This window comes from Methanosphaera sp. WGK6 (assembly GCF_001729965.1).
In the GTDB taxonomy this organism is placed as follows: domain Archaea; phylum Methanobacteriota; class Methanobacteria; order Methanobacteriales; family Methanobacteriaceae; genus Methanosphaera.
Genome location: NZ_JRWK01000002.1, coordinates 168113 through 189810, shown reverse-complemented (window position 1 = coordinate 189810; position 21698 = coordinate 168113). Strand labels below are relative to the sequence as shown.

The window sequence follows — 21698 nt, the reverse complement described above, 5'->3', positions numbered from 1 at the left end:
AAAATTATAAAAAAGATGAAAAAAATTAAACTTTTTTAACATCTTCAATACAATAAATTATACCTTTTTCTTCTAATCTAGACGTTATCCTATTAGTCATTTTACCTACTGCAAATACTAATACACGTAATCCTTTTTCAGCTGCACTACATGTTGCTTCTGCTGTTGCAAATTCAAAATCAGGATATACATTTAAATGATTTGTAATAGCTCTTGCACTTGTTCCTAAAACACCAATTCTATCAAATTTTTGAGAGTAAATCTCCTTAATTTTATCCATATCACAAGCTCGAGATCCACCCTCAGCAATAGGAGGTATTTTAACAATTATAACATCTTTAGGAACTAAATCTATTTCCCCACCTAAATTTATAAGAGTTACATCTTCTCCTTCTAATGCATCACTGAAAACTTCAGCATAAGCTCCTGATTTATCCACAGTATCTGCATAAAGTATCCCATCATCCATATTTAACCATACTTGTTCACCTTGATGTAAATCTTCAGCAGCAATAGCAGGCCAAATGGATTTATAACCATTCATTGTAGTTAAAACCATATCAGAATATGATTTTAAATTAATAGCTTCTGTTTTAACTTTATCGATACCATATTTTGTTATCTTATACCTAAAATTTGAACTACCCGTTTCAACATAACCTTCTTTAACTAATGATTTAATATTTTCAGAAACTGCTTGAACAGTTATCCCTAATTCATCAGCAATATCTTTTTGTTTAAGATGAGGTTCTTGTTGCGCAATTTTAGCAAGAATTTGGAATTTTGTAAATTCCCCTTTATTTTTAAATATTCTCATATTAGGTTCCTCTTTAATGAATATCTACTTAGACCAATAATGTTTTTTTAAATTATATATTAATATATAAGTATTACTTTATTTAAATCTTTACAAAAATAAGTACAAATCATTAAAAAATACTTTACAGTATAAAAATAGATTAAATCTTAAAAAAGAATAGCATTAATTTTAAAAAAATAAAAAAATAAAAATTAGTTTAAATTAACTGAATTATTCAATAAAGAAATAAATTGTTCAATATTATCCTCAGGAATATAAGCTCCACAAGCTACACTATGTCCCCCACCAGAACCACCACATTTAGTAGCAATATCACGAACTAAATTACCATAATGTATTCCATCATAACCTAATAATTTAGAACATCTTAATGAAACCTTATAACCCGCTGTTTCATCATCAATATGAGTATAACCAACAATTGGTTTTTGCCAATCATAATTACTTAACAACATACCTGCAATAGTTCCAACAACACTTGCTTTTATACCATCACCATCAAAATACTGGATATTGTCCAATATTTCCACAGAATTTGCATCCTGAAGTTTAGTCATATTTTGAGCAAGATAACGTTTATGGTCTTTAACAAGTGATTCTAATTCATTAGAAATTTTATTTCTATTTCCTTTTATAACTTCCATACCTAATTCATGACGATTATTTCTTCCACAAGCATTTATAACTGTACTATATTCACTTGCATCCCTAAATGAAGTGTATTTTTCTTCAAAAGTAAATTCATAGGATTCTCCAGAAATTAATTTAGGCACATATTTAACATATCTCTCAGGAACCTCCCGGGTCATCATTTTCAATAATTCATTGAAAAGTTTTCCTTTTTCATCCATATTTAAGTCACAGAGATATCTTACATTACCCAAATCATTTTTTACAGGAATTCCTAAATTTTCCAAAAAATGAATACATTCATTACGATTATTTGTTAAAGGTAAATGAATATCACCAAAATACGATAATGCTACAAAGAGAGGTCTTGTATGACGTCCATAAAGTAGAAGATCATTAACATAATCTACACAACCAAATTCCATCCCATCATTTAATATTTCTGTATTTAATCCTCTTAATTTTCCAGTCATACTATTTTGCATATCCCCAACAGCACTTAATATACCCATCCAACTTAAATCATGAAACTGAAATGATTTAGCCAAGAAATAGGATAAACCTCCACCAGATATTGTATAAGATCCATCTAATCCATAATAATTAGGATTTATTTCAATTAAATCTCCTTTAAATGAGGTACCTAATTTTCGAATTGGTGGATGATGATCAAGAATTATTGCAGTTTTATTTGAATTATCAAGTATGTTTTCAATATTTTGACCAGCCCCTAAATCTGAAATTATTGTTACATCAGTATCACTTGTAAGATGTTCTACTTCATTAATTTCAACAAAATTTACTGAATGATTAATATCCAATTTATCTAAAATGGATGATAAAATACTACCTGCAGTAATTCCATCACAATCCGTATGAGTATATACAGTTATATCTTCCGAATCAAGTATTTTTTCTTTTGCTTTGTTGAATAATAAATCCATATGACTTCTTGATTCTTTAATATCCATCAATTTAGTTTCACTCATCTAAAATACTCCATTTAAAAAAAATAAAAAATTGGGCGATTAATTTTTACTGCGTGATAGTTTAATTTGAGTTGTGATACTACGTAATAAATCTAATTTGGTTTTATCATTATTTTCTACAACAACTCTTCCAGAATTTTCCCACCAAGATCCAGGATATGATTTACTATGGTCAACAATGTGTTGAATTTTTAATTTTCTTAAAGCTTGACTTATTTCACGAATTTTAGGTTCACTTACTGATTCATTTAAAGACAATTTACGTCCTTCTCCACGAGTGTGTTCTGAATTTATATATACTGGCCATATTATAGTTTTCATGTGTATCGCCTACCTTAATATTTTTGTAATAATGCATCAACCATATTCTTTACTGTGTATTGTTCAGGTTCAATTGTTCTAATACCATATTTTTTTATAACATTACCCGTTATTGGTCCAATAGCCCCCACTACAACATTATTTTTTAAAGCATTGATTAATTCATCTAATTTTTCAGTATTTTCTACTTTAATAATCTTTATAAGATTAGTAAAGGTTAATGGACTTGTAAATGTTATTATATCTATCTTATTATCAAGTAGTTTATCTACTAAATCAATGATTAATGTTTTATCTTTTGGAATTGCTGAAGTATATGCTTCAGCAATTAAAACATCAGCACCTTTTTTTTCCAAACCTTCAGGTAAAACTGTTCTAGCACTTAATGTACGAGGTAAAGCTATGTTTTTATTTTTTAAATCAATTGATTCGAATGATTCTAATAAACCTTCAGCAGTAAAATTTTCAGGAATTAAATCAGGTTTATTATCACCATATTTTAATAATTCTTCCTCTGTTTTAACACCTATTACTGCTATATTACAAGGTATTTTATCTAATGGATATACATTGAAAAAAGATTTAACACCCGCTGGTGAAGTAAATATAATCCAATCAAAATCATTAATATTATTAGCAATATATATTAATTCCTCCGATTCAACTAATTGTAATTCTAATGTTGGTACTATTAAGGGTTTTCCACCATGTTTTATAACTAAATCTGCTAATATATTAGCTCTTTCAATAGGACGTGTAATTACAACAGTTTTATTATCAAAAGTACTGATTGACATTATTCAATGTTACTCCTTAATTCTTGACATTCATTGTATATGTTTACAACATCCCCTATAATTATTAATGCAGGAGGTCGTATATCTTTTTCAGTAATATCAGCTAATGTTCCTGTTACAATTCTTTGATCAGGTAAAGTTCCTTTTTCTATGGCACATACTGGTGTATCAGGTGATCTGTATTTGAGTATTTTCGGAATATATTTTTTAAGTAATCCTACACCCATAAATATTACAATAGTATCTGCAGTGTAATCCCAATTAACTTGTTTTTCTGATTTTTCAGGATCTTCATGTCCAGTAACTAATGTGAGACTTGTTGCAACTGCTCGGTGTGTTAAAGGTAATCCTATTGATGTTGCTGCACCTATACCTGAATTTATTCCTGGAACAAACTCTACATTTATACCTTCTTTTAATAAAGCTAATTCTTCTTCTCCACCACGACCAAATATGAATGGATCTCCACCTTTAAGTCGTACTACATTATCATACTTTTTACCTTGCTCAATTAATAATTGGTTAATTTCTGGCTGTTTCCTATAGTGTTCTCCAGCTCTTTTTCCAACATATATTAATTCAACATCATCTGGAGCATATTCTAATAATGCATCATTTGCTAAACTATCATATAATATTACTTCTGCTTGTTTTAATATTTTTATTGCTTTAAGAGTTATTAAATCAGGATCTCCCGGACCTGCTCCTAACATGTATACTGTCATAATATTCACTCCAATATTTAATTTTATTTGATTATCTAGTAATATTTATAATAAACCTATATATTAAATTTCATTATAAATAAAATTGAGTTTTTTTAAAAAAAATCTAATTTATAAAAAATAAGATGATGTTCATCAAAATTCAAAAATTAACTTTTGATAAGTGTAGATATTACTTCAATTGTAAAATAAAGAAAATTTTACATTAATGAATTTATTTTTGGTGGACATTAAGTGTAAAAAAAAAGTTAATAGATAGAAATTATTTAGTCAAGAAAACTTTCAAAGAATTTTAATCCATCTTCTGAACGTAATAATTTCTCAACAGCTCTTTCCGGATGAGGCATTACTGCAACAACATTTCCTTCTTTATTACATACCCCAGTTATATTATCTAAAGAACCATTAGGATTTTCATCTTCAAAAGTTAAAACAATTTGATCATCATCATATAATTCTTCAAGATTATCAGTAAAATATCGTCCTTCTTTATGAGCTATTGGTAATTCTATAATATCATTTTTATTATATAATTTTGTGAAAGGAGTTCTTGTAGTATTTACTTTAAGTTGTTTACTTTTACAAATGAACTTTGCATTTTCATTTTCTATAAATACTCCTGGAACTAAATCAATTTCACCTAATATTTGTGCACCATTACATATACCAAGAACAGGATTATTTTCCTTAGCAAATGTTTTAATTGCATTAATTATAGGTGTAATACCTGCTATAGATCCAGCTCTAAGATAATCCCCATAAGAAAATCCACCTGGTATTATAACAACATCCATTTTTGATAAATCAGTTTCATTCCAATATATGTAATGTGAATTAGCACCTACAAGATTAACTGCATATTCTATATCCCTATCACAGTTAGTTCCAGGAAATCTAATTATACCCACATTAACATCATTTACATCAGTCAATATTATTCCCCACTAATAATTATTTCATAATCATGTATCACAGGATTACATAATAATTTTTGACACATTTCATCAACTTGTTTGAGAGCTTCTTCTTTATCTGAAGCATCAATTGTGAATTTAATAATATTAATTGTTTGTGTATTTTTAACTTCATAATTTAATAAAGCTAATGCTTTTTCAATTGTAGATGCTTCTGGATTTAACATACCCTTTTTTAAACTTGTTTTTACTTCTACATTAAAATTCATATTAAAACTTCCTTGACTAATAATTTAAAAGATTACATTTCAATCTTTTCAACATTCCATTTTTCTTTTTCTTCTGCAGTTAATACTAAATCAACTACTCTATGATAAGCATCAACTACTCCTTTTTCTCCTTTTCTAAAGATATCTTTATCAAAGTTATCATGAGTTTCAATATCCCATAATCTTGTTGTATCAGGACTAATTTCATCACCTAATACAATATTACCTTCTTTATCAAATCCAAATTCTATTTTAAAATCAACTAGAATTAAACCACATTCATTTAAGAATTTATATAAGACTTTGTTAATAACATGAGTAATTTCTCTTATTTTATCTAATTCTTCCTGTGTTGCTATTTTTAAAGCTGTAATAATACTATCATTTAACATTGGATCATGATAAACATCATTTTTATAATCAAATTGTATTACAGGAGGATCTAATCTTTGATTTTTATGAAATGGATATTTCCTAAGAAGACTTCCTGTTGCAATATTACGACAAATTACTTCTAAAGGAATCATTTCAAGAGATTTTGTTAACATTTCATTAGGTTCTACTAATCGAATATATTGAGTTGATACTCCATGTTCCTCCAATATTTCAAATAATTTAGCAGATATTAATGCATTATATTCACCTTTTTTACTTAAAGTGTCTTTTCTACCACCGTCAAGTGCAGTAATATCATCTCTGAATTTAATGATTACTTCATCTTCATTTCCAGTTTTATAAACATCTTTTGCTTTTCCTGTGTAAAGTAATTCTTTTACTATCTCACTCATTTTAAATTCCACAATATATTTTTAATTAATCTAATTAAAATAAAAAATTAGACCTCATTCTATACTATAATATTATATATGTATATGATAAGTATTATAATGTATGAATTAAATATTATATATATAATAGAGTAAAATAAATAGAACTTACTTTAAAAATAACGGATATAATTAATAACTTAATGAAATTTAGGTGATTAAATAATGTGTGGAATAGTCGGATGTGTTTTAAATAAAAAAGCTGCCCCAACAATAATTGATTCAATAAAAAAACTAGAATATAGAGGTTATGATTCAATTGGTATTGCAACAGTTACTGACACTATTAACTTAAAAAAAGGCAGTGGCAAAATAAATGAAGTAGATAGTGAAATAAACCTTAAGGATATTGATGGAAATATAGGTATTGCTCATGTAAGATGGGCAACACATGGAAATCCTACAAAAGAAAATGCACATCCACATTGTGATTGTAAAAATAATATTAGTGTTGTACATAATGGTATAATAGAAAATTACAAAGAACTACGTCAAGAACTAATAAAAGAAGGACATATCTTTAAATCAGACACTGATACTGAAGTTATACCTCATCTAATAGAAAAATACATGATGGAAGGACAAGATTTTCTAACTTCAGTACAGACAACAATAAAAAGATTAGTAGGATCATATGCTTTAGCAATAATTTCAAAAGATAATCCACATGAAATAATTGGAGTTAGAAATGAAAGTCCTTTAATTGTAGGTGTTGGTGAAAATGGAAATTATCTAGCATCCGATGTTCCAGCAATATTAAATGAAACAAATAAAGTAATTTATCTTGAAGACAAAGAAATCATAATATTAAAACAAGATAATGTTCAGATTATGGACTTTGATTTAAATCCAATTAAAAAAGAAATTACAACAATAACATGGAATTCAGAAATGGCTGAAAAAGGCGGTTTTGAACATTTCATGCTAAAAGAAATATATGAAGAACCACAAGTAATAAAAGACACATTATCCGAATCTAAAAAAATACAAGAAATTGTTCAAAAATTCAAAAAATTTAATAGAATTTGCTTTGTTGCATGTGGAACATCATATCATGCATCACTCATAGGAGAATACCTTATTGAATCACAAATTGGTATACCTACAGAAGTTATATTAGCATCAGAATTTGAATACTTCAATAAAACATTAGATGACCATACATTAGTTATTTTCATAACACAATCCGGAGAAACTGCTGATACTATAAAAGCATTGAAAGTAGCTAAAGAAAAATCAGAAACATTAGCCATAGTAAATGTAGTAGGTAGTTCAATTACAAGAGAAGCTGATCATGTTATTTATACAAGAGCAGGACCTGAAATAAGTGTAGCAGCAACAAAAACATACCTTAGTCAATTAATATGCATCTACTTATTAGTAGCACATATGGGTGAAAATCAAGAATTATTACATAAATTAGATGAAATCTCTGATTTATCTGAAGAATTATTAACACATGAAGAACAAATAAAAGAAATTGCTAAAAAATATAAATTTGCAAAAGATTTCTTCTATATTGGTAGAGGATTTAATTATCCTACTGCATTAGAAGGTGCATTGAAACTTAAAGAGATTACATACATACATGGTGAAGGATATCCTGCAGGAGAACTTAAACATGGTCCCTTAGCACTGATTGATGATAACATTCCTGTAGTTGGAATATTACCACCAGGTCCAAGTTATAATAAAACATATAATAATTTACAGGAAATACGTGCACGTGGTGCAGATATCATAATATTAGGTGCAAGTAATGATACTCAAATTGATGATGTAGAAGATAAAATACTATTTAACCCAATTATTGATGAAATAATAGCACCACTATTATATATAATTGATTTACAATTATTGTCATATTACATTAGTATTGAGAAAAATATAGATCCTGATAAACCAAAAAATCTAGCTAAATCTGTAACAGTAGAATAAAAAAAAATGGTGATACTATGAATGATAGTAGTAAAAGTGGACTTATAATCATATTATTAGTCTCATTACTAGCAATGAGTAGTGGAACAGTATTTGGAATGAACCATATTGGTGAAACAATAAGTAAAGAAATTATTCCAACATCATTAACAGAACCATCGAATACATTAAATGTAATTAAAGAAAACTCATTTGAAGCTAAAAATATAACACTAAACAATTCAACAAATAATTCAAGTACAAATCATACAACAAATATCACTACATATAATACAACAAATACAACAAATTACACGAATATTACTAAAAATAATACAAATATAACCAATAATACAACCAATGATACAAACGATAGTTTATCTATTAAAACAATTATTGAAAACACATTCTAACCACCTTCTTTTTTTAAAAAAAAATTAAAAATAATTAATAGAGGAACAAAATTATGTATAAAACTATTATTACACCACGTATGGGTGAAACTGATGGACTACGACATATAAATAATAATAATATTCCACTTTGGTTTGAAACTGCACGAAACCCTATTTTCAAAATATTTGTACCTGATCTTGAATTAACTTATAAAAAATGGAATCTTATCATGGTTCATGCAGAATATAATTATTTAAAACAAATATATTATGGACATGATGTTGAAATAAGAACTTATATTAGCAAAATAGGTAATAGTTCATTCACAGTATTTCAAGAAGCATGGCAAAATGGACAACTAAGAGATAATGGTTCAACAGTTATTGTATATTTTGATTTTATTAAACAAGAAAGTAAAACAATTCCCAATGAAATTCGTAAACAACTTGAACAACACTTTATAACAAGAGAAGAATTAGAAAAAAATAATAAAAAAGAAATGAATGAAAATAAAAATAAATATTAAACAATGTTATTATAATTAGACATATAAGTCTACTTTTTTTTACATTTGATTTCCCATGATAAAATTAACAATATCTTCAGAAGAAGACCTATTTACAACGGATAAATAAGGATCTTCAGATTTTCTTCGAATAACAAGTATATCTGATATATTATTCTCTTGTATACTAATATCCTTACCTAATATTTTAAAACCATTTATAGTAGCCATTTTTAAAATATCTTTTGCAGTTATTTTATTTTTATAAGCTCCCCTTACAGATTTTAATGCATATTCCATTTCTCTAAACATGTCGGGTTTATTAAACATTACATTATCAGTACCTAATGCCACATCAATTCCATCCTCAACATATGCAGATATTGGTGGAATACCTACTGATAACATTCCATTAGATCTTGGACATGAAATAATAAATGGACTTGATGCATTTATTAAATCAAGGTCTTGCATGATAGGATGTGTTACATGTACTAAATTAGTGAAACCTGCACGTAATGCTCGTTCAACTTCTGTTTGATTAGTTAGTTGAATTGATTTTTCTTGTAGTTCATAATATTCAGCAACATGAATCATTGCTATTTTATCTTCATCATTACATACTTCTGCTATTTGTAATATAATTTCCGGATCAATATCATTAATACCACTTAAACCTATACCATCACAGTATTGTAATAATTCTCTAGTGATTAATCGTGCCTCATTTGGAGTTATAGTGGAACTATAATATTCATCACTTCTACCTAAAATACATGCATTAATCGGAAGATCATAAGTTGCTTTCTTTAATAATTCAATTCCTTTTAAACCACCTTCTCTAAAATCAATAAAAGTAGATATTCCTGAATATAACATTTCTTTTGCTGATTCATGCATTGCTTCAATTATTTCATCGTCATTAACTTCTTTTAATTTTTGATGTTTTAGTCCATTAGGTGGTTCAACCAATTCTTTTATTGATAAACCATCTCCCACATCTTTTACTATAGAGTCTCCTATATGAATATGTGCATTTATAAAGGCAGGCATTACAATACAATTTGTAGCATCAATTATTTCACCTTCTTCATAGTGAGGTGATAATTTAATTATACGTCCATCATCATTTATTACAACATTTGTTTGAACGGGTTCAAGATTAATTCCTGTGAGAACTAATCCATTTTTAATAGTTATCATGAAAAAATCATCTCATAAAATAAATTATAAAAAAAAAGATTTAAGAAGGTTAAAGAGAAGTAAATTATAATTCACCATACTCATTTAATGATTTTACATTAAATTCTCCAGAACCTGCTTCTTCTATTGCTTTAAGAACTGCATTTGCCCCAGCAATTGTTGTTACATAAGGAATTCCTAATTCAATAGTTAATCTTCGGATAATATAACCATCATCTGCAGATTGTTTTCCAGATGGAGTATTAATTACAAATGCAACTTCACCATTTAACATTGCATCTCTAATATTTGGTGAACCTTGACTTACTTTTCTAATTACATCAATTTCCACATCAGGAGCTGCTTCAGCAGTACCTCTTGTTGCTATCAAGTCAAAACCTAACTCTTTAGCTTTTTTAGCTATTGGTGCTATTTTAGGTTTATCCAAATCTCTTACACTTAAAAATATTTTACCTTCTGTTGGTAATTTCATATTTGCAGCTAATTGTGCTTTATAATATGCTAATCCAAAGTTTTTATCTATACCCATACTTTCCCCAGTAGATTTCATTTCTGGACCAAGTACTGCATCTGCATCAGGTATTTTTAAGAATGGGAATACTGACTCTTTTACAGATACATGCTTTATATCAGCATAATTTACTAAATCAAAATCTTTTAATTTAGAGCCTAACATTAATTTAGATGCGATTTTTGCAATTGGGATTCCAATTGATTTACTTACAAATGGAACTGTACGACTTGCACGAGGATTTGCTTCAATAATATATAATTTTGGTTCTTCATCCATTTTAATTGCATATTGAATGTTTATTAATCCAATGACCCCTAGTTTTAATGCGAGTTTTTTAGTGTATTCTTCTACTTGTGTTATTATTTCTTGTGGAACACTTTGAGGTGGAATTACACATGCAGAATCTCCAGAATGTATACCTGCTTCTTCGATATGTTCCATTATTCCACATACATACACATCTTCACCATCTGAAAGAGCATCCACATCTAATTCTATAGAATCTTCTAAGAATTTATCTACAAGAATTGGATGTTCTTTAGATACTTTTACTGCTTCTTTCATATAGTCATCTAGTGCATCATCATCATATACTATTTCCATTGCTCGTCCACCAAGAACATATGATGGTCTTACAAGTACTGGGAACCCTATTGAATGTGCTACTTCTCTTGCATCATCAAGTGAATTTGCTATTCCATAATCTGCTTGTGGAATATCTAATTCATTAAGTACCTCTGTGAATTGTTCACGATCTTCTACCATGTCAATACTTTCAAAAGGAGTACCTAATATTTTATATCCTGCTTCACTTATACTTTGAGCTAAGTTAATTGAAGTCTGTCCTCCAAATTGTACAATTACACCATAAGGATTTTCTTTTTCTAATACTGCTAATACATCCTCTTTTGTTAAAGGTTCAAAGTATAGTTTATCAGATATATCATAATCAGTACTTACTGTTTCGGGGTTATTATTTATAAGTATTGTTTCAACATCATCATCTTTTAATGCTAATGCAGCATGTACACAACAGTAATCAAATTCTATTCCTTGACCAATTCTTATTGGACCTGCACCTAAAACAACTATTTTCTTTTTATCATCTTTTTCTTCTTGTGGTGCTGAATCATAAGTTCCATAGTAATATGGTGTTTTAGCTTCGAATTCTGCAGCACATGTATCTACCATTTTATATTCAGGTATTAAACCAATTTCATGTCTTGCTTTGAAAATAGTAGTTTCATCCTCATCAATTAATTGACCTATGCGTTTATCAGAAAATCCATATTGTTTAATTTTTCTAAATAATTTAGCATCAGATAATACATCTATTCCATTTTCTTGAATCAAATCTTCCATATCACAGATGTTTTTAATTTTATTAATAAAGAATGGATTTATTTTCGTTATTTCTGCAAGTTCTTCAATAGGTCTTCCATCTTTTACTGCAGAGTATAATTCAAAGATTCTTTCATCAGTAGCATGTTCTAAATCATAATCTGTGTATTCTGTGTATTCAAATGCTTCTTGATCTATATCTAATGATCTTATAGCTTTATGTAATGCTTCTTCAATAGTTCTTCCTATTGCCATTACTTCACCAGTAGACTGCATTTGAACACCTAATTCACCAGTGTTTCCCTTGAATTTATCGAAAGGCCATCGTGGTATTTTTGCAATTACATAATCTATTGCAGGTTCAAATGAAGCAGGAGTTTCTTTAGTAATATCATTTTTAATTTCATCTAATGTCATTCCTAAAGCGATTTTTGAGGATACTTTTGCAATTGAATATCCAGTCGCTTTTGATGCTAATGCACTACTTCTACTTACCCTAGGATTTACTTCAATTACTTTGTATTCCTTAGTTTCTGGATGTACTGCAAATTGAATATTACATCCACCACATATTCCTAAAGCTCGGATAATTTTTATTGATGCATTACGTAATCTTTGATTATCTTCATCAGATAGTGTTTGTGTTGGAGCTACAACAGTACTTTCACCAGTATGTATTCCCATTGGGTCTATATTTTCCATATTACATACTATGATGCATGAATCATTTTTATCTCTCATGACTTCATATTCAAATTCTTCCCATCCAAGAACTGATTCATCAATTAATACTTGGTTGATAAAACTCATATCTAAACCATGATTTACGATTTCTTCTAATTCTTTTTTGTTGTTTGCTACACCACCACCAGTTCCACCTAATGTAAATGCAGGTCTTACAATAACTGGATACCCAATATCTTCAACGGCTTGATAAGCTTCTTCTAAGGTATTTATTGCATGACATTTTGGTATAGGTTCATCCAGTTTATCCATAAATTCTGCAAATAAATCACGGTCTTCTACATTGTTAATAGTTTCAATTGGTGAACCCAATACTTTAATTCCATCAAGTGCCCCTATTTTATCCAAATCTATAGCAATGTTTAAACCTGTTTGTCCACCCATTGTTGGTAATATTGCATCTACTTGTTCTTTTTCAATTATTTTTGCTACTACTTCTGCAGTTAATGGTTCAACATATACTTTATCTGCTGAATCAATATCTGTTTGAATAGTAGCAGGATTACTGTTTACTAAAACTGTTTCTACATGTTCTTCTCTTAGAGATTTACATGCTTGAGATCCGGAATAATCAAATTCAGCTGCTTGTCCTATTTGTATAGGTCCTGAACCAATTATTAATACTTTTTTAATATCTTTATCCTTCGGCATAATTACTAACTCCTAAAAAAATGTATTGAATATGGCATAGTCTATCTAATGACTTTTAATTACTTCTATAAACTCATCAAAGAATCTGTTAGAATCATGTGGTCCTGGTCCAGCTTCTGGATGATATTGAATACTGAATATAGGTAATGTTTTATGTTTTAAAGCTTCAGGTGTTCCATCATTTAAGTTAATTTGAGTTATTTCTAAACCTGTATCTTTTATTGATTCTTCATCAATTGAAAAACTATGATTTTGGGAAGTCATATATACTTTTCCAGTAGCGATATCTTGTACTGGTTGATTTGAACCTCTATGTCCAAATTTCATTTTATATATTTTCGCTCCAAAACTTAATGCTATTATCTGTTGACCTAAACAAATTCCAGCAATAGGCATTTTTTGAGATAAGTTTCTAATTGTATCCTGAATTTTATCTACATTTTCAGGATTACCTGGACCACTAGAAATTAGTATTCCATCAACATCTAATTCTAAAATATCTTCCACACTTGTTGTAGGTGGAATTAAAACAACCCCCACATTACGTCGTGTTAAATGGTTTAAGATATTCTTTTTTACTCCACAATCCAAAACAGCGACATTATATTCTTTTCGTTCCTGAATTATTTTTGGTTCTTTTACAGAAACTTCATTAACTAACATTCTATCCTCTAAAGGTACTTGTTCCTGAACTATTTTAAGTAATTCTTCATCACTAATATCAATGTTAGCTACAGCTGCTTTCATTGAACCTAATTCTCTAATTTTTAATGTTAAAGCTCTTGTATCTATGTTACTAATACCTGGAACTCCAAATTCTTCCAAAAATTCAGGCAATGTTTTTTCAGATTTTGGATGACAAGGTTCTGTACATACTTGTCTTACTATATATGCTTCTACTTTAACATCATCTGATTGATACCATTCAGATGATACTCCATAATTTCCTTCTAATGGATACGTTGACATTAATATTTGACCCTTGAAGGATGGATCAGTTAAAGATTCAACATATCCAGTCATTGCGGTTGAAAATACAATTTCTCCAGATTTAACAGTTTCAGCACCAAACCCTTCTCCTTCTAAAATTGTACCATCTTCCAACGCTAATTTTGCAGTCTTTACCACTTTAAAAACCCCGATTTTTAATTATAGAAATAATATAATAGGTTTAAAACACCTAAAAACTATTATTACTTATTTGATTTATTTAACGAATTGATAATGAACTTTGAATAATTTAAAAGAATATAATTAACATCAAAATACATTTAATCTCTAAATTATAATATATTACATCAATTACATACCTAATTAAATTATATTATTAAAAAAAACTTTAATAAATATTTTTAATTAAATTAACGTTCCATAAAATACACTTCTATTAAAATAAAATTATTTATACAATTATTTTTAAATTAAAATGAAATATATTTATATTAGAAATTATTTTTTAATAAAATTTCAAATGCCCATTTCTAATATTAATATATAGTAGTTAATACTAAAAAAAAGTAACGGTAAATTAAGAAAAAAAAGTAAATTAACTGTTCGGATTTGAATACTGCATAATTATTGCTGACTCATAATCCGCATAATAATTGTCTTCTTCAGCTATTTTTATAAAACCATTTTTTTGATAAAATTTTATTGCACGAATATTAGATTTACGAACTTCTAATCTAACCACACCAATATTATTTCGTTTAAACAAATAAAGTGCTTTTTCCAATAGTACTGACCCTATATGCATACTTTGATAATTATGATCAACAGCTATTACAATAATATGACCAAAACCATCTTTTATCCAAAAAATAATATAACCAATTATCTTTTGTGCAACTTCAGCTACTAAAAATCCTGCTCCACAATTATATAGTTGTACTAAAATATCAACAGGATATGGATCTTTAAATTCATTGAATTCAATCCGCAGAACATCATCCAAATCAGATAGTCTAAAATCACGTATAATCATAACTCATCCCATTAAAATAATATATAATTATATATTTTTATAATTAAGTAATTAATATAATAATAGAATAAAATACATTTAATACTAAAAAAACAGCATATAATTACAAAATAATTAAATAATAATAATCTATCAAAAAAAAATATTTTTTTCTAAATTAGAACATACATTAACTATAAAAAACCCAACAAATTCCTTGTTATATACATGAACTAAAAATTAAATAATAACTAAAAAAAGGAGGATCATAAATATGAGTAAAATATGGGAAAACTTTTCAGAATACATAATTCAAAACTATGGACATAGTAACAAAATAATTGAAGTAGGAGTTGGTAAAATATTAGAACCTAGTACAATTCTTAAACAAAAATTACCTCAAACTACAATTAAATTAGTAGATATTAATCCATATAATGAAACAATTATCCAAGATGATATTACTAAACCAACCTCCAAGATATATGAAAATGCCGATTTAATATATTCCATAAGACCTCCTGAAGAATTACAACCAGATATTTTCAAATTATCTGAAAAATTTAATTGTGATATTTTAATTAAACCATTATTTACTGAAGAAATAAATTATAAATATCAAAATAAAATAAAACTAGTTAATTACAAAAAAATGGCATTATATATTTTAAAAAAATAATAAAATGATTTATTGACTCTGCAAAAAATAGTATTTAATCCATAATATACTCTATTGAACAAATTAAATAAATATTGTTCCATATTACTATATTATTTATTAACTAAATTAAATAGATAAAAAATCAAATAAAATGAATTATCATAGATTTAATAAGATAATAAATATTTAGGATAAATACAATATAACATATTATATTCTAAAAAAAGGATAAAAAAATGGAGATATATTAAATGAGATATATGATAATGTCCGGTACATCTGATGCAACGAAAGTGATTAATTTTTTAAATGAGGATAAGAATAATTACATTCTTGCAACAACAGTTACGGATTATGGATCAGAAATAGCTAAATCTGCAGGTGCAACTGAAGTTATATCAAAAGCATTATGTGAAGAAGATTTTATTAAGGTAATTAAAGAAAAAAAAATTGACACTCTTATAGATGCAACACACCCCTTTGCAGCAGTTGCAACAGAGACAGCAATTGAAAGTTGTGAGAAAACAGGAATTAATTATATTAGATATGAACGAGCTTCAACAATATTACCTAAATCTAATTTAATTTATAAAGTACCTAGTTTTATAGAAGGTGCTAAAAAAGCTAAAACTCTGTTAAAAAATGAAGAAAACAAATTAATGCATCTTGCAGGTGTTATGACATTATCTGAAATTGTTAAAGAAATTAATCCAAATCAAGTAGTAGTTAGAGTTCTTCCAAACACATTCAGTATTACTAAAACCCAAAATACGGGAATTCCTGCAAAAAATATTATTGCGATGCAAGGTACATACTCCAAAGAATTTAATATGAGTCTCATGAAAGAATACAATGTAACTGCAATTATAACTAAAGAAAGTGGTGAAAGTGGAGGAGCTGAAGAAAAAATTAATGCTGCTCTTGAATTAAATATACCTGTAGTTCTTGTTACAAGACCCCATGTTAAAAAATTAGAAAATCATAGAATTGTTAGATCAATTGATGAATTAAAAGAAATTATTTAATTATTTTATTACTTTTTTTAAAAATAACTTTAAAAATGGGTGGTTAATTAAAATAGCCTCAGATCGCCCATCATTCATCATCATATTCAGAGCTCATAGGGTTCATCATAGGCTATTTTTTCAAATATTTTTTTAAAAAAAAATAAATTTTATCTAATTATACATGACCCTACTTTCTTTAGATAATTCATTATTATTATTTTTATTCATTACTTTATCTAAAGCATCTTCAAAGTTTTTAGCAGATATACTATAATGATCTTCTCTTATTGCAAACATACCTGCTTCAGTACATATTGACTTGAGATCTGCACCAGAAGCATTTTTTGCTTCAGAAGCTATGTGTTTTAAGTCAACATCAGAATCTAAAGACATATCTTTTGTATGTATTTTAAGAATTTCAAGTTTACCTTCTTCATCAGGAACTGGAACTTCAATTATACGATCAAAACGTCCTGGTCTAACTAATGCAGGATCTAAAATATCTGGCCTATTCGTTGCTGCAATAATACCAACATTTCCTCTTGACTCAAATCCATCCATTTCTGCCAATAATTGCATAAGTGTTCTTTGAACTTCACGATCTCCACTAGTAGAACCGTGTAATCTTTTAGCAGCAATTGCATCTATTTCATCAATAAAAATTATTGCAGGTGATTTCTCTTTTGCTAATTCAAACACACCTCTTACTAGACGAGAACCTTCTCCAATATATTTTTTAACAAATTCTGATGCTACTATTTTTATAAAAGTTGCATTTGTTTCATTTGCAACTGCTTTTGCAAGTAATGTTTTACCTGTACCTGGAGGTCCATAGAATAACACTCCTTTTGGAGGAGTAATTCCTACTTCCTTAAATATTTGTGGATTTTTAAGAGGCAATTCCACTGTTTCTATAGTTTCTCTTATTTGTTCTTTTAATCCACCTATTTTATCATAACTAATATCTGGTTTTTCATCTATCTCCATTCCAGATACTAATGGATCTTTTTCAGAAGTGATTATATCAACTATACTAAATGTTTGTTGATTTAATGCTACTCTTGAACCTATTTCTATCCTATCATTATCTTTTTCAGAATATTTTAATAAAAATGATGGTCCTGTACTACTTTTTACAACAGCTTGATTATTTTCTAGAATTTCTGAAACTGTTGCTAATACTAAAGGTGGCGTTCTAAATCTACTTATTTCATTTTTTAATGATTTTACTTCACGATCCAATCTTAAATTTTCATTTTCTAATAATACCTTATCTTTTTCTAATTTTCTTACTTCCCAGGTCAAATTACGTTCAATTGCTTCATGTTTATCTAATATATTGGTTAATTCTACGTCTTCTTCTTCAATAGTATTTATTGGTTCATTTTCTTCCATTCAGATACCTCCTTTTTAGTAGATATTTATTAATATCATTTTATTATGTTGAATTATATCATTCCATATATTCTTTTTATTATTCAACACAAATAATTTACTTTTTCATATTTTAATTTTATTTTCAATAACTACAATTAATTTTTTTAAAGTTTATTATTATTATATTATTTGATTTGATACACTATGCTTATTTCGTTATATATTGAAAAAGAAAAATAATTAATAAAAATTCAAATAATAATGAAGAACACCCTTATAAAACAAGAACATTATTTAAATAATTAAAAACAGATATCAAAATAGAAAAATTTATTTAAGTGAATAAATATGAACTGTGAAATATGTGGAAGCGAAATAAAAGGACAACCTTATAAAACCAAAATTGATAATTCCTTAATGGTTACATGTAAAGAATGTTCAAAATATGGTAAAGTTCAACAAACACCACAACGTCCTACAAATAGAAAAAATAAAAGTAATCAAAAAAACAATAACTCTAGAAGAAGACCTCAACAAAATACTAGAAGAATACAAGAAGAAGAATTTGAATTAATTGAGGGTTATCAGAAAAGAATTAAAGATGCTAGAGAAAAACAACAACTTACCCAGAAAAAACTCGGTGAAAAAATATATGAACGAGAATCAGTTATAGCACATATTGAATCTGGAAAAATGATTCCTGATGAAAGACTAGCACATAAATTAGAAAAAACATTACGTATTAAAATTGTTGAAAAAATAGAGTCTAATGAACGAGAATTTAGAGACATTGGACGTTTAAGAGAAGCAACTATTGGAGATATTGCTCGTATAAAAAGAAGTTAATATATTATTAACTTCCTACTTTTTATTTGAATTAGTACTATTTTTTAAAGATCTTTTTTTAAATGAATAATATCCATCGAATATTTTTGCTTTATTAAATTCCTTATTTAACTCTGTAAACTCAGGATATTCCTCACTAATAACAATAACATGAACAGGAGGATGAATTTTTCTTAGATTCATAATACTTACAGTTGTATCCTCTTGAACTTTAATTAAAATTGCAAGTTTAATATCATTACGTGGTTCTTGTTTAATAACTCTTTTTGTAACATTATGTACTTTATCTAATGAAATTAATTTAGGTTTACCCATTATTGTCAACTTAGCATGACGTTCTAAATCAGCAAGCCCATTTAATGCTTTTTTCTTATTCATAGCTCTTATCAAGATTAATGCCATTATTTAACTCCTATCAAATATAAAATAATTTATTTAATTCTAAAAATTTAGATAATTTTATTTGTTTAAAAAAAATAAAAATAAAAGAAGATTATCTTCTTCTGAAGAATGATTTAATTAATGTACTTCTAAACAAAGCAAGCAATATTAATAAAATACCAATTACACTTTGAATATTACCCAATATATCAAATATAGATGAATCCAACGGTAAATCCCATGATGGTGAACTTCGTCCATTTGCTGTAGGTGTATAATATACTCCTACTGCTTTAATGTTTTCTTTAACATTAATATCACTTGAATCCACATATTCCACACCAATAATAGATCCACTATCAATAGCTTTATTTATTGATTGAGCTATTTTCACAGGATCATAACCATTTCGTCTTACAGCATAATTAACAACACTTGTTGTTGCTTCAGAAATTCCTTTTTCATCAGATCCATATGTTGATACAGATGGATTATCATCAGATACTGTTATCGCATTTCCCAAAGCCTCATAAGCATAAACCACCGTGAGTGGACTTCCATCAACAGGAGATACTTGATAATTATCTGCTTCAGGATAACCTACACTCCAACCAGAACTACTTACTTTACTATATGGTTGTTCCATTTCATAACCCGTGTCATTTAACTGTTCTGGTGTAAACATATCACCAGTAGTTACTCCAGATACAAGATTTATTGCTCCACCACCATGATCTTCTCCAGAATCTCTAGCTACTTCACCAAATGCCTCTGCAACAATGGTTGTTGCTGGATATCCATCCCGTATCATTTTACCAATATTCATTGCTGTTTGTAAACGTACTGTATCAGCAGTTCCTGCTTTTGGATTTCCTTCAGAATTACGAAGATGTATTATTGCTCCTTTAGTACCTGCAGGTACTGTTGCTATACCCCCACTTGCTGCCTGAACTTTAACTGTACTGTTATTATCTACTGTAATAACATATACTTCAAAATCTCCACCTACAGCTATACCTTGAGTAGGATTTACAGCCATTAAACGAATTCCTTCATAATTTTGAGCAACACTAACTACTTCAGAGGGTGTTCCATTATTTTGAAGTTGAGTAAGTGCACTTATAATTGCAGTTACACGAACATCAGATGTACCTTCTCCCCCTGATAGGAGTGCCATTTTATGTTCTTGTGAAAAAATAAATGTTGATTGAAACATATTTGACGCAAATGATTGACTTCCTGCAGCACAACCATTAGGATCCTTTCCAGTAGGATCAGTTATAACTGCTACATTCATTGTTGCTGATACTACACTTGAAAACAACATTATTATAATCAAAAACAATGCTACTTTAGATTTACTAACCATATTTCCACCATTATCCTGATTCAGAAGTCCCTTCATAATTTAAAGAACTATTTGTTGTATTTGTTGCGTTTGTTTGTAATATTGAGAAATCTTCAACTACTGTAACAACAACATTTCCTGTATTTTCATCAACTTGTACATCCACTGCATTTATAGGTGCTATTGAAGTACCTGGTATTGTTGACTTTTTAACCATTTGTTCTGCATTATTTTTAGCATCTTCTAGAAGTAATTGTCTTTGAGATGTGATTAATGTATTTCCATTGATATAACTACCATCCCTAAAACCTGCTGATTCAACATTAGCTTTTATAGTACTAGTAGGAATTATATCATTACCTTTAATCATTACACCTGCTATTGGAATCCCTTCATCAGTACTATTTGATGAAGCAAATGCAACATAGCTCATTGCACGTCCAGATAAAATTAAAACAAATGCTAAGATTAAAATAATTAAAGTATCTCTCCTAATCTTTATAAACAAAATTTCACCTTCTTATATTCTAAGAATTCTAGATAAATGTCCAA

The 21698-nt window shown here is 27.9% G+C and carries 22 protein-coding genes; 6 read left to right on the top strand and 16 right to left on the bottom strand.

Going from position 1 to position 21698, the window contains the following annotated elements:
• Positions 1-25: 25 nt before the first annotated feature.
• From NL43_RS02005 to purC, 8 genes are all read right to left on the bottom strand, one after another.
• Positions 26-817: a winged helix-turn-helix transcriptional regulator gene (locus NL43_RS02005; protein WP_069592365.1), complete on the bottom strand. Its 792-nt coding sequence runs from the start codon at positions 815-817 to the stop codon at positions 26-28.
• A 194-nt stretch (positions 818-1011) separates the two neighbouring features.
• Positions 1012-2439 (bottom strand): single-stranded-DNA-specific exonuclease RecJ, encoded by a 1428-nt coding sequence (gene recJ / locus NL43_RS02000; protein WP_069592364.1) that lies wholly within the window; start codon positions 2437-2439, stop codon positions 1012-1014.
• Between the two features lie 39 nt (positions 2440-2478).
• Positions 2479-2760 (bottom strand): signal recognition particle subunit SRP19/SEC65 family protein, encoded by a 282-nt coding sequence (locus tag NL43_RS01995; RefSeq protein WP_069592363.1) that lies wholly within the window; start codon positions 2758-2760, stop codon positions 2479-2481.
• Between the two features lie 14 nt (positions 2761-2774).
• Entirely contained in the window at positions 2775-3557 is a 783-nt protein-coding gene (locus NL43_RS01990; protein WP_069592362.1) for a uroporphyrinogen-III synthase, read from the bottom strand.
• Positions 3557-4282, bottom strand: coding sequence for a uroporphyrinogen-III C-methyltransferase (gene cobA, locus NL43_RS01985; protein WP_069592361.1), 726 nt, complete (start codon positions 4280-4282; stop codon positions 3557-3559). The genes NL43_RS01990 and cobA overlap by 1 nt, the downstream gene beginning before the upstream one ends.
• 266 nt (positions 4283-4548) lie before the next feature.
• Complete coding sequence (gene purQ, locus NL43_RS01980) at positions 4549-5214, bottom strand: phosphoribosylformylglycinamidine synthase subunit PurQ (protein WP_069592360.1); 666 nt, start codon at positions 5212-5214, stop codon at positions 4549-4551.
• 2 nt (positions 5215-5216) lie between these two features.
• Entirely contained in the window at positions 5217-5465 is a 249-nt protein-coding gene (gene purS / locus NL43_RS01975; protein WP_069592359.1) for a phosphoribosylformylglycinamidine synthase subunit PurS, read from the bottom strand.
• A 32-nt stretch (positions 5466-5497) separates the two neighbouring features.
• Positions 5498-6253, bottom strand: coding sequence for a phosphoribosylaminoimidazolesuccinocarboxamide synthase (gene purC / locus NL43_RS01970; RefSeq protein WP_069592358.1), 756 nt, complete (start codon positions 6251-6253; stop codon positions 5498-5500).
• A 204-nt stretch (positions 6254-6457) separates the two neighbouring features.
• Between purC and glmS the strand changes: the two genes are divergently transcribed.
• From glmS to NL43_RS01955, 3 genes are read left to right on the top strand one after another with little or no spacing between them, the layout of a single operon-like run.
• Complete coding sequence (gene glmS, locus NL43_RS01965; protein ID WP_069592357.1) at positions 6458-8230, top strand: glutamine--fructose-6-phosphate transaminase (isomerizing); 1773 nt, start codon at positions 6458-6460, stop codon at positions 8228-8230.
• Between the two features lie 17 nt (positions 8231-8247).
• Positions 8248-8622, top strand: a complete 375-nt coding sequence (locus NL43_RS01960) for a hypothetical protein (RefSeq protein ID WP_069592356.1) — start codon at positions 8248-8250, stop codon at positions 8620-8622.
• Between the two features lie 53 nt (positions 8623-8675).
• A complete protein-coding gene (locus NL43_RS01955; RefSeq protein WP_069592355.1) occupies positions 8676-9131 on the top strand; it encodes a thioesterase family protein in 456 nt (151 codons plus the stop codon).
• Positions 9132-9170: 39 nt separating this feature from the next.
• On the opposite strand, the gene NL43_RS01950 is transcribed toward NL43_RS01955, so the two are convergent.
• The 4 genes from NL43_RS01950 to rimI all read right to left on the bottom strand — a co-directional run bounded on the left by NL43_RS01950 (position 9171) and on the right by rimI (position 15547).
• Positions 9171-10313: an amidohydrolase family protein gene (locus NL43_RS01950; RefSeq protein ID WP_069592354.1), complete on the bottom strand. Its 1143-nt coding sequence runs from the start codon at positions 10311-10313 to the stop codon at positions 9171-9173.
• Positions 10314-10377: 64 nt separating this feature from the next.
• Positions 10378-13563: a carbamoyl-phosphate synthase large subunit gene (gene carB, locus NL43_RS01945; protein WP_069592353.1), complete on the bottom strand. Its 3186-nt coding sequence runs from the start codon at positions 13561-13563 to the stop codon at positions 10378-10380.
• Positions 13564-13608: 45 nt separating this feature from the next.
• On the bottom strand, positions 13609-14691 hold the full coding sequence (gene carA / locus NL43_RS01940; protein WP_069592352.1) for a glutamine-hydrolyzing carbamoyl-phosphate synthase small subunit: 1083 nt from the start codon (positions 14689-14691) through the stop codon (positions 13609-13611).
• Positions 14692-15109: 418 nt separating this feature from the next.
• On the bottom strand, positions 15110-15547 hold the full coding sequence (gene rimI / locus NL43_RS01935; protein WP_069592351.1) for a ribosomal protein S18-alanine N-acetyltransferase: 438 nt from the start codon (positions 15545-15547) through the stop codon (positions 15110-15112).
• Between the two features lie 253 nt (positions 15548-15800).
• On the opposite strand from rimI, the gene NL43_RS01930 reads away from it, so the two are divergent.
• Positions 15801-16205, top strand: a complete 405-nt coding sequence (locus NL43_RS01930) for a UPF0146 family protein (protein ID WP_241776195.1) — start codon at positions 15801-15803, stop codon at positions 16203-16205.
• Between the two features lie 233 nt (positions 16206-16438).
• On the top strand, positions 16439-17212 hold the full coding sequence (gene cobK, locus NL43_RS01925) for a precorrin-6A reductase (RefSeq protein ID WP_069592350.1): 774 nt from the start codon (positions 16439-16441) through the stop codon (positions 17210-17212).
• A 153-nt stretch (positions 17213-17365) separates the two neighbouring features.
• On the opposite strand, the gene NL43_RS01920 is transcribed toward cobK, so the two are convergent.
• Positions 17366-18589 carry a proteasome-activating nucleotidase gene (locus NL43_RS01920; protein ID WP_069592349.1) on the bottom strand — a complete coding sequence of 408 codons (1224 nt, stop codon included), beginning with the start codon at positions 18587-18589 and terminating at the stop codon, positions 17366-17368.
• 330 nt (positions 18590-18919) lie between these two features.
• On the opposite strand from NL43_RS01920, the gene NL43_RS01915 reads away from it, so the two are divergent.
• Positions 18920-19417: a multiprotein bridging factor aMBF1 gene (locus tag NL43_RS01915; RefSeq protein WP_069592348.1), complete on the top strand. Its 498-nt coding sequence runs from the start codon at positions 18920-18922 to the stop codon at positions 19415-19417.
• A gap of 15 nt (positions 19418-19432) precedes the next feature.
• Here the strand turns inward: NL43_RS01915 and NL43_RS01910 are convergent, their stop codons facing one another.
• The 3 genes from NL43_RS01910 to NL43_RS01900 all read right to left on the bottom strand — a co-directional run bounded on the left by NL43_RS01910 (position 19433) and on the right by NL43_RS01900 (position 21654).
• Entirely contained in the window at positions 19433-19819 is a 387-nt protein-coding gene (locus NL43_RS01910; protein WP_069592347.1) for a DUF356 domain-containing protein, read from the bottom strand.
• Between the two features lie 91 nt (positions 19820-19910).
• Positions 19911-21125: a hypothetical protein gene (locus NL43_RS01905; protein ID WP_198923177.1), complete on the bottom strand. Its 1215-nt coding sequence runs from the start codon at positions 21123-21125 to the stop codon at positions 19911-19913.
• Positions 21126-21177: 52 nt separating this feature from the next.
• Positions 21178-21654, bottom strand: coding sequence for a hypothetical protein (locus NL43_RS01900; protein ID WP_069592345.1), 477 nt, complete (start codon positions 21652-21654; stop codon positions 21178-21180).
• Positions 21655-21698 lie beyond the last annotated feature (44 nt).

What these genes read in the sequence shown, in the direction of transcription:
- NL43_RS02005 (WP_069592365.1), bottom strand. Translation starts at nt 817, where the DNA reads ATGAGAATATTTAAAAATAAAGGGGAATTTACAAAATTCCAAATTCTT.
- recJ (WP_069592364.1), bottom strand. Translation starts at nt 2,439, where the DNA reads ATGAGTGAAACTAAATTGATGGATATTAAAGAATCAAGAAGTCATATG.
- NL43_RS01995 (WP_069592363.1), bottom strand. Translation starts at nt 2,760, where the DNA reads ATGAAAACTATAATATGGCCAGTATATATAAATTCAGAACACACTCGT.
- NL43_RS01990 (WP_069592362.1), bottom strand. Translation starts at nt 3,557, where the DNA reads ATGTCAATCAGTACTTTTGATAATAAAACTGTTGTAATTACACGTCCT.
- cobA (WP_069592361.1), bottom strand. Translation starts at nt 4,282, where the DNA reads ATGACAGTATACATGTTAGGAGCAGGTCCGGGAGATCCTGATTTAATA.
- purS (WP_069592359.1), bottom strand. Translation starts at nt 5,465, where the DNA reads ATGAATTTTAATGTAGAAGTAAAAACAAGTTTAAAAAAGGGTATGTTA.
- purC (WP_069592358.1), bottom strand. Translation starts at nt 6,253, where the DNA reads ATGAGTGAGATAGTAAAAGAATTACTTTACACAGGAAAAGCAAAAGAT.
- glmS (WP_069592357.1), top strand. Translation starts at nt 6,458, where the DNA reads ATGTGTGGAATAGTCGGATGTGTTTTAAATAAAAAAGCTGCCCCAACA.
- NL43_RS01960 (WP_069592356.1), top strand. Translation starts at nt 8,248, where the DNA reads ATGAATGATAGTAGTAAAAGTGGACTTATAATCATATTATTAGTCTCA.
- NL43_RS01955 (WP_069592355.1), top strand. Translation starts at nt 8,676, where the DNA reads ATGTATAAAACTATTATTACACCACGTATGGGTGAAACTGATGGACTA.
- NL43_RS01950 (WP_069592354.1), bottom strand. Translation starts at nt 10,313, where the DNA reads ATGATAACTATTAAAAATGGATTAGTTCTCACAGGAATTAATCTTGAA.
- carB (WP_069592353.1), bottom strand. Translation starts at nt 13,563, where the DNA reads ATGCCGAAGGATAAAGATATTAAAAAAGTATTAATAATTGGTTCAGGA.
- rimI (WP_069592351.1), bottom strand. Translation starts at nt 15,547, where the DNA reads ATGATTATACGTGATTTTAGACTATCTGATTTGGATGATGTTCTGCGG.
- NL43_RS01930 (WP_241776195.1), top strand. Translation starts at nt 15,801, where the DNA reads ATGAGTAAAATATGGGAAAACTTTTCAGAATACATAATTCAAAACTAT.
- cobK (WP_069592350.1), top strand. Translation starts at nt 16,439, where the DNA reads ATGAGATATATGATAATGTCCGGTACATCTGATGCAACGAAAGTGATT.
- NL43_RS01920 (WP_069592349.1), bottom strand. Translation starts at nt 18,589, where the DNA reads ATGGAAGAAAATGAACCAATAAATACTATTGAAGAAGAAGACGTAGAA.
- NL43_RS01915 (WP_069592348.1), top strand. Translation starts at nt 18,920, where the DNA reads ATGAACTGTGAAATATGTGGAAGCGAAATAAAAGGACAACCTTATAAA.
- NL43_RS01910 (WP_069592347.1), bottom strand. Translation starts at nt 19,819, where the DNA reads ATGGCATTAATCTTGATAAGAGCTATGAATAAGAAAAAAGCATTAAAT.
- NL43_RS01905 (WP_198923177.1), bottom strand. Translation starts at nt 21,125, where the DNA reads ATGTTGTTTTCAAGTGTAGTATCAGCAACAATGAATGTAGCAGTTATA.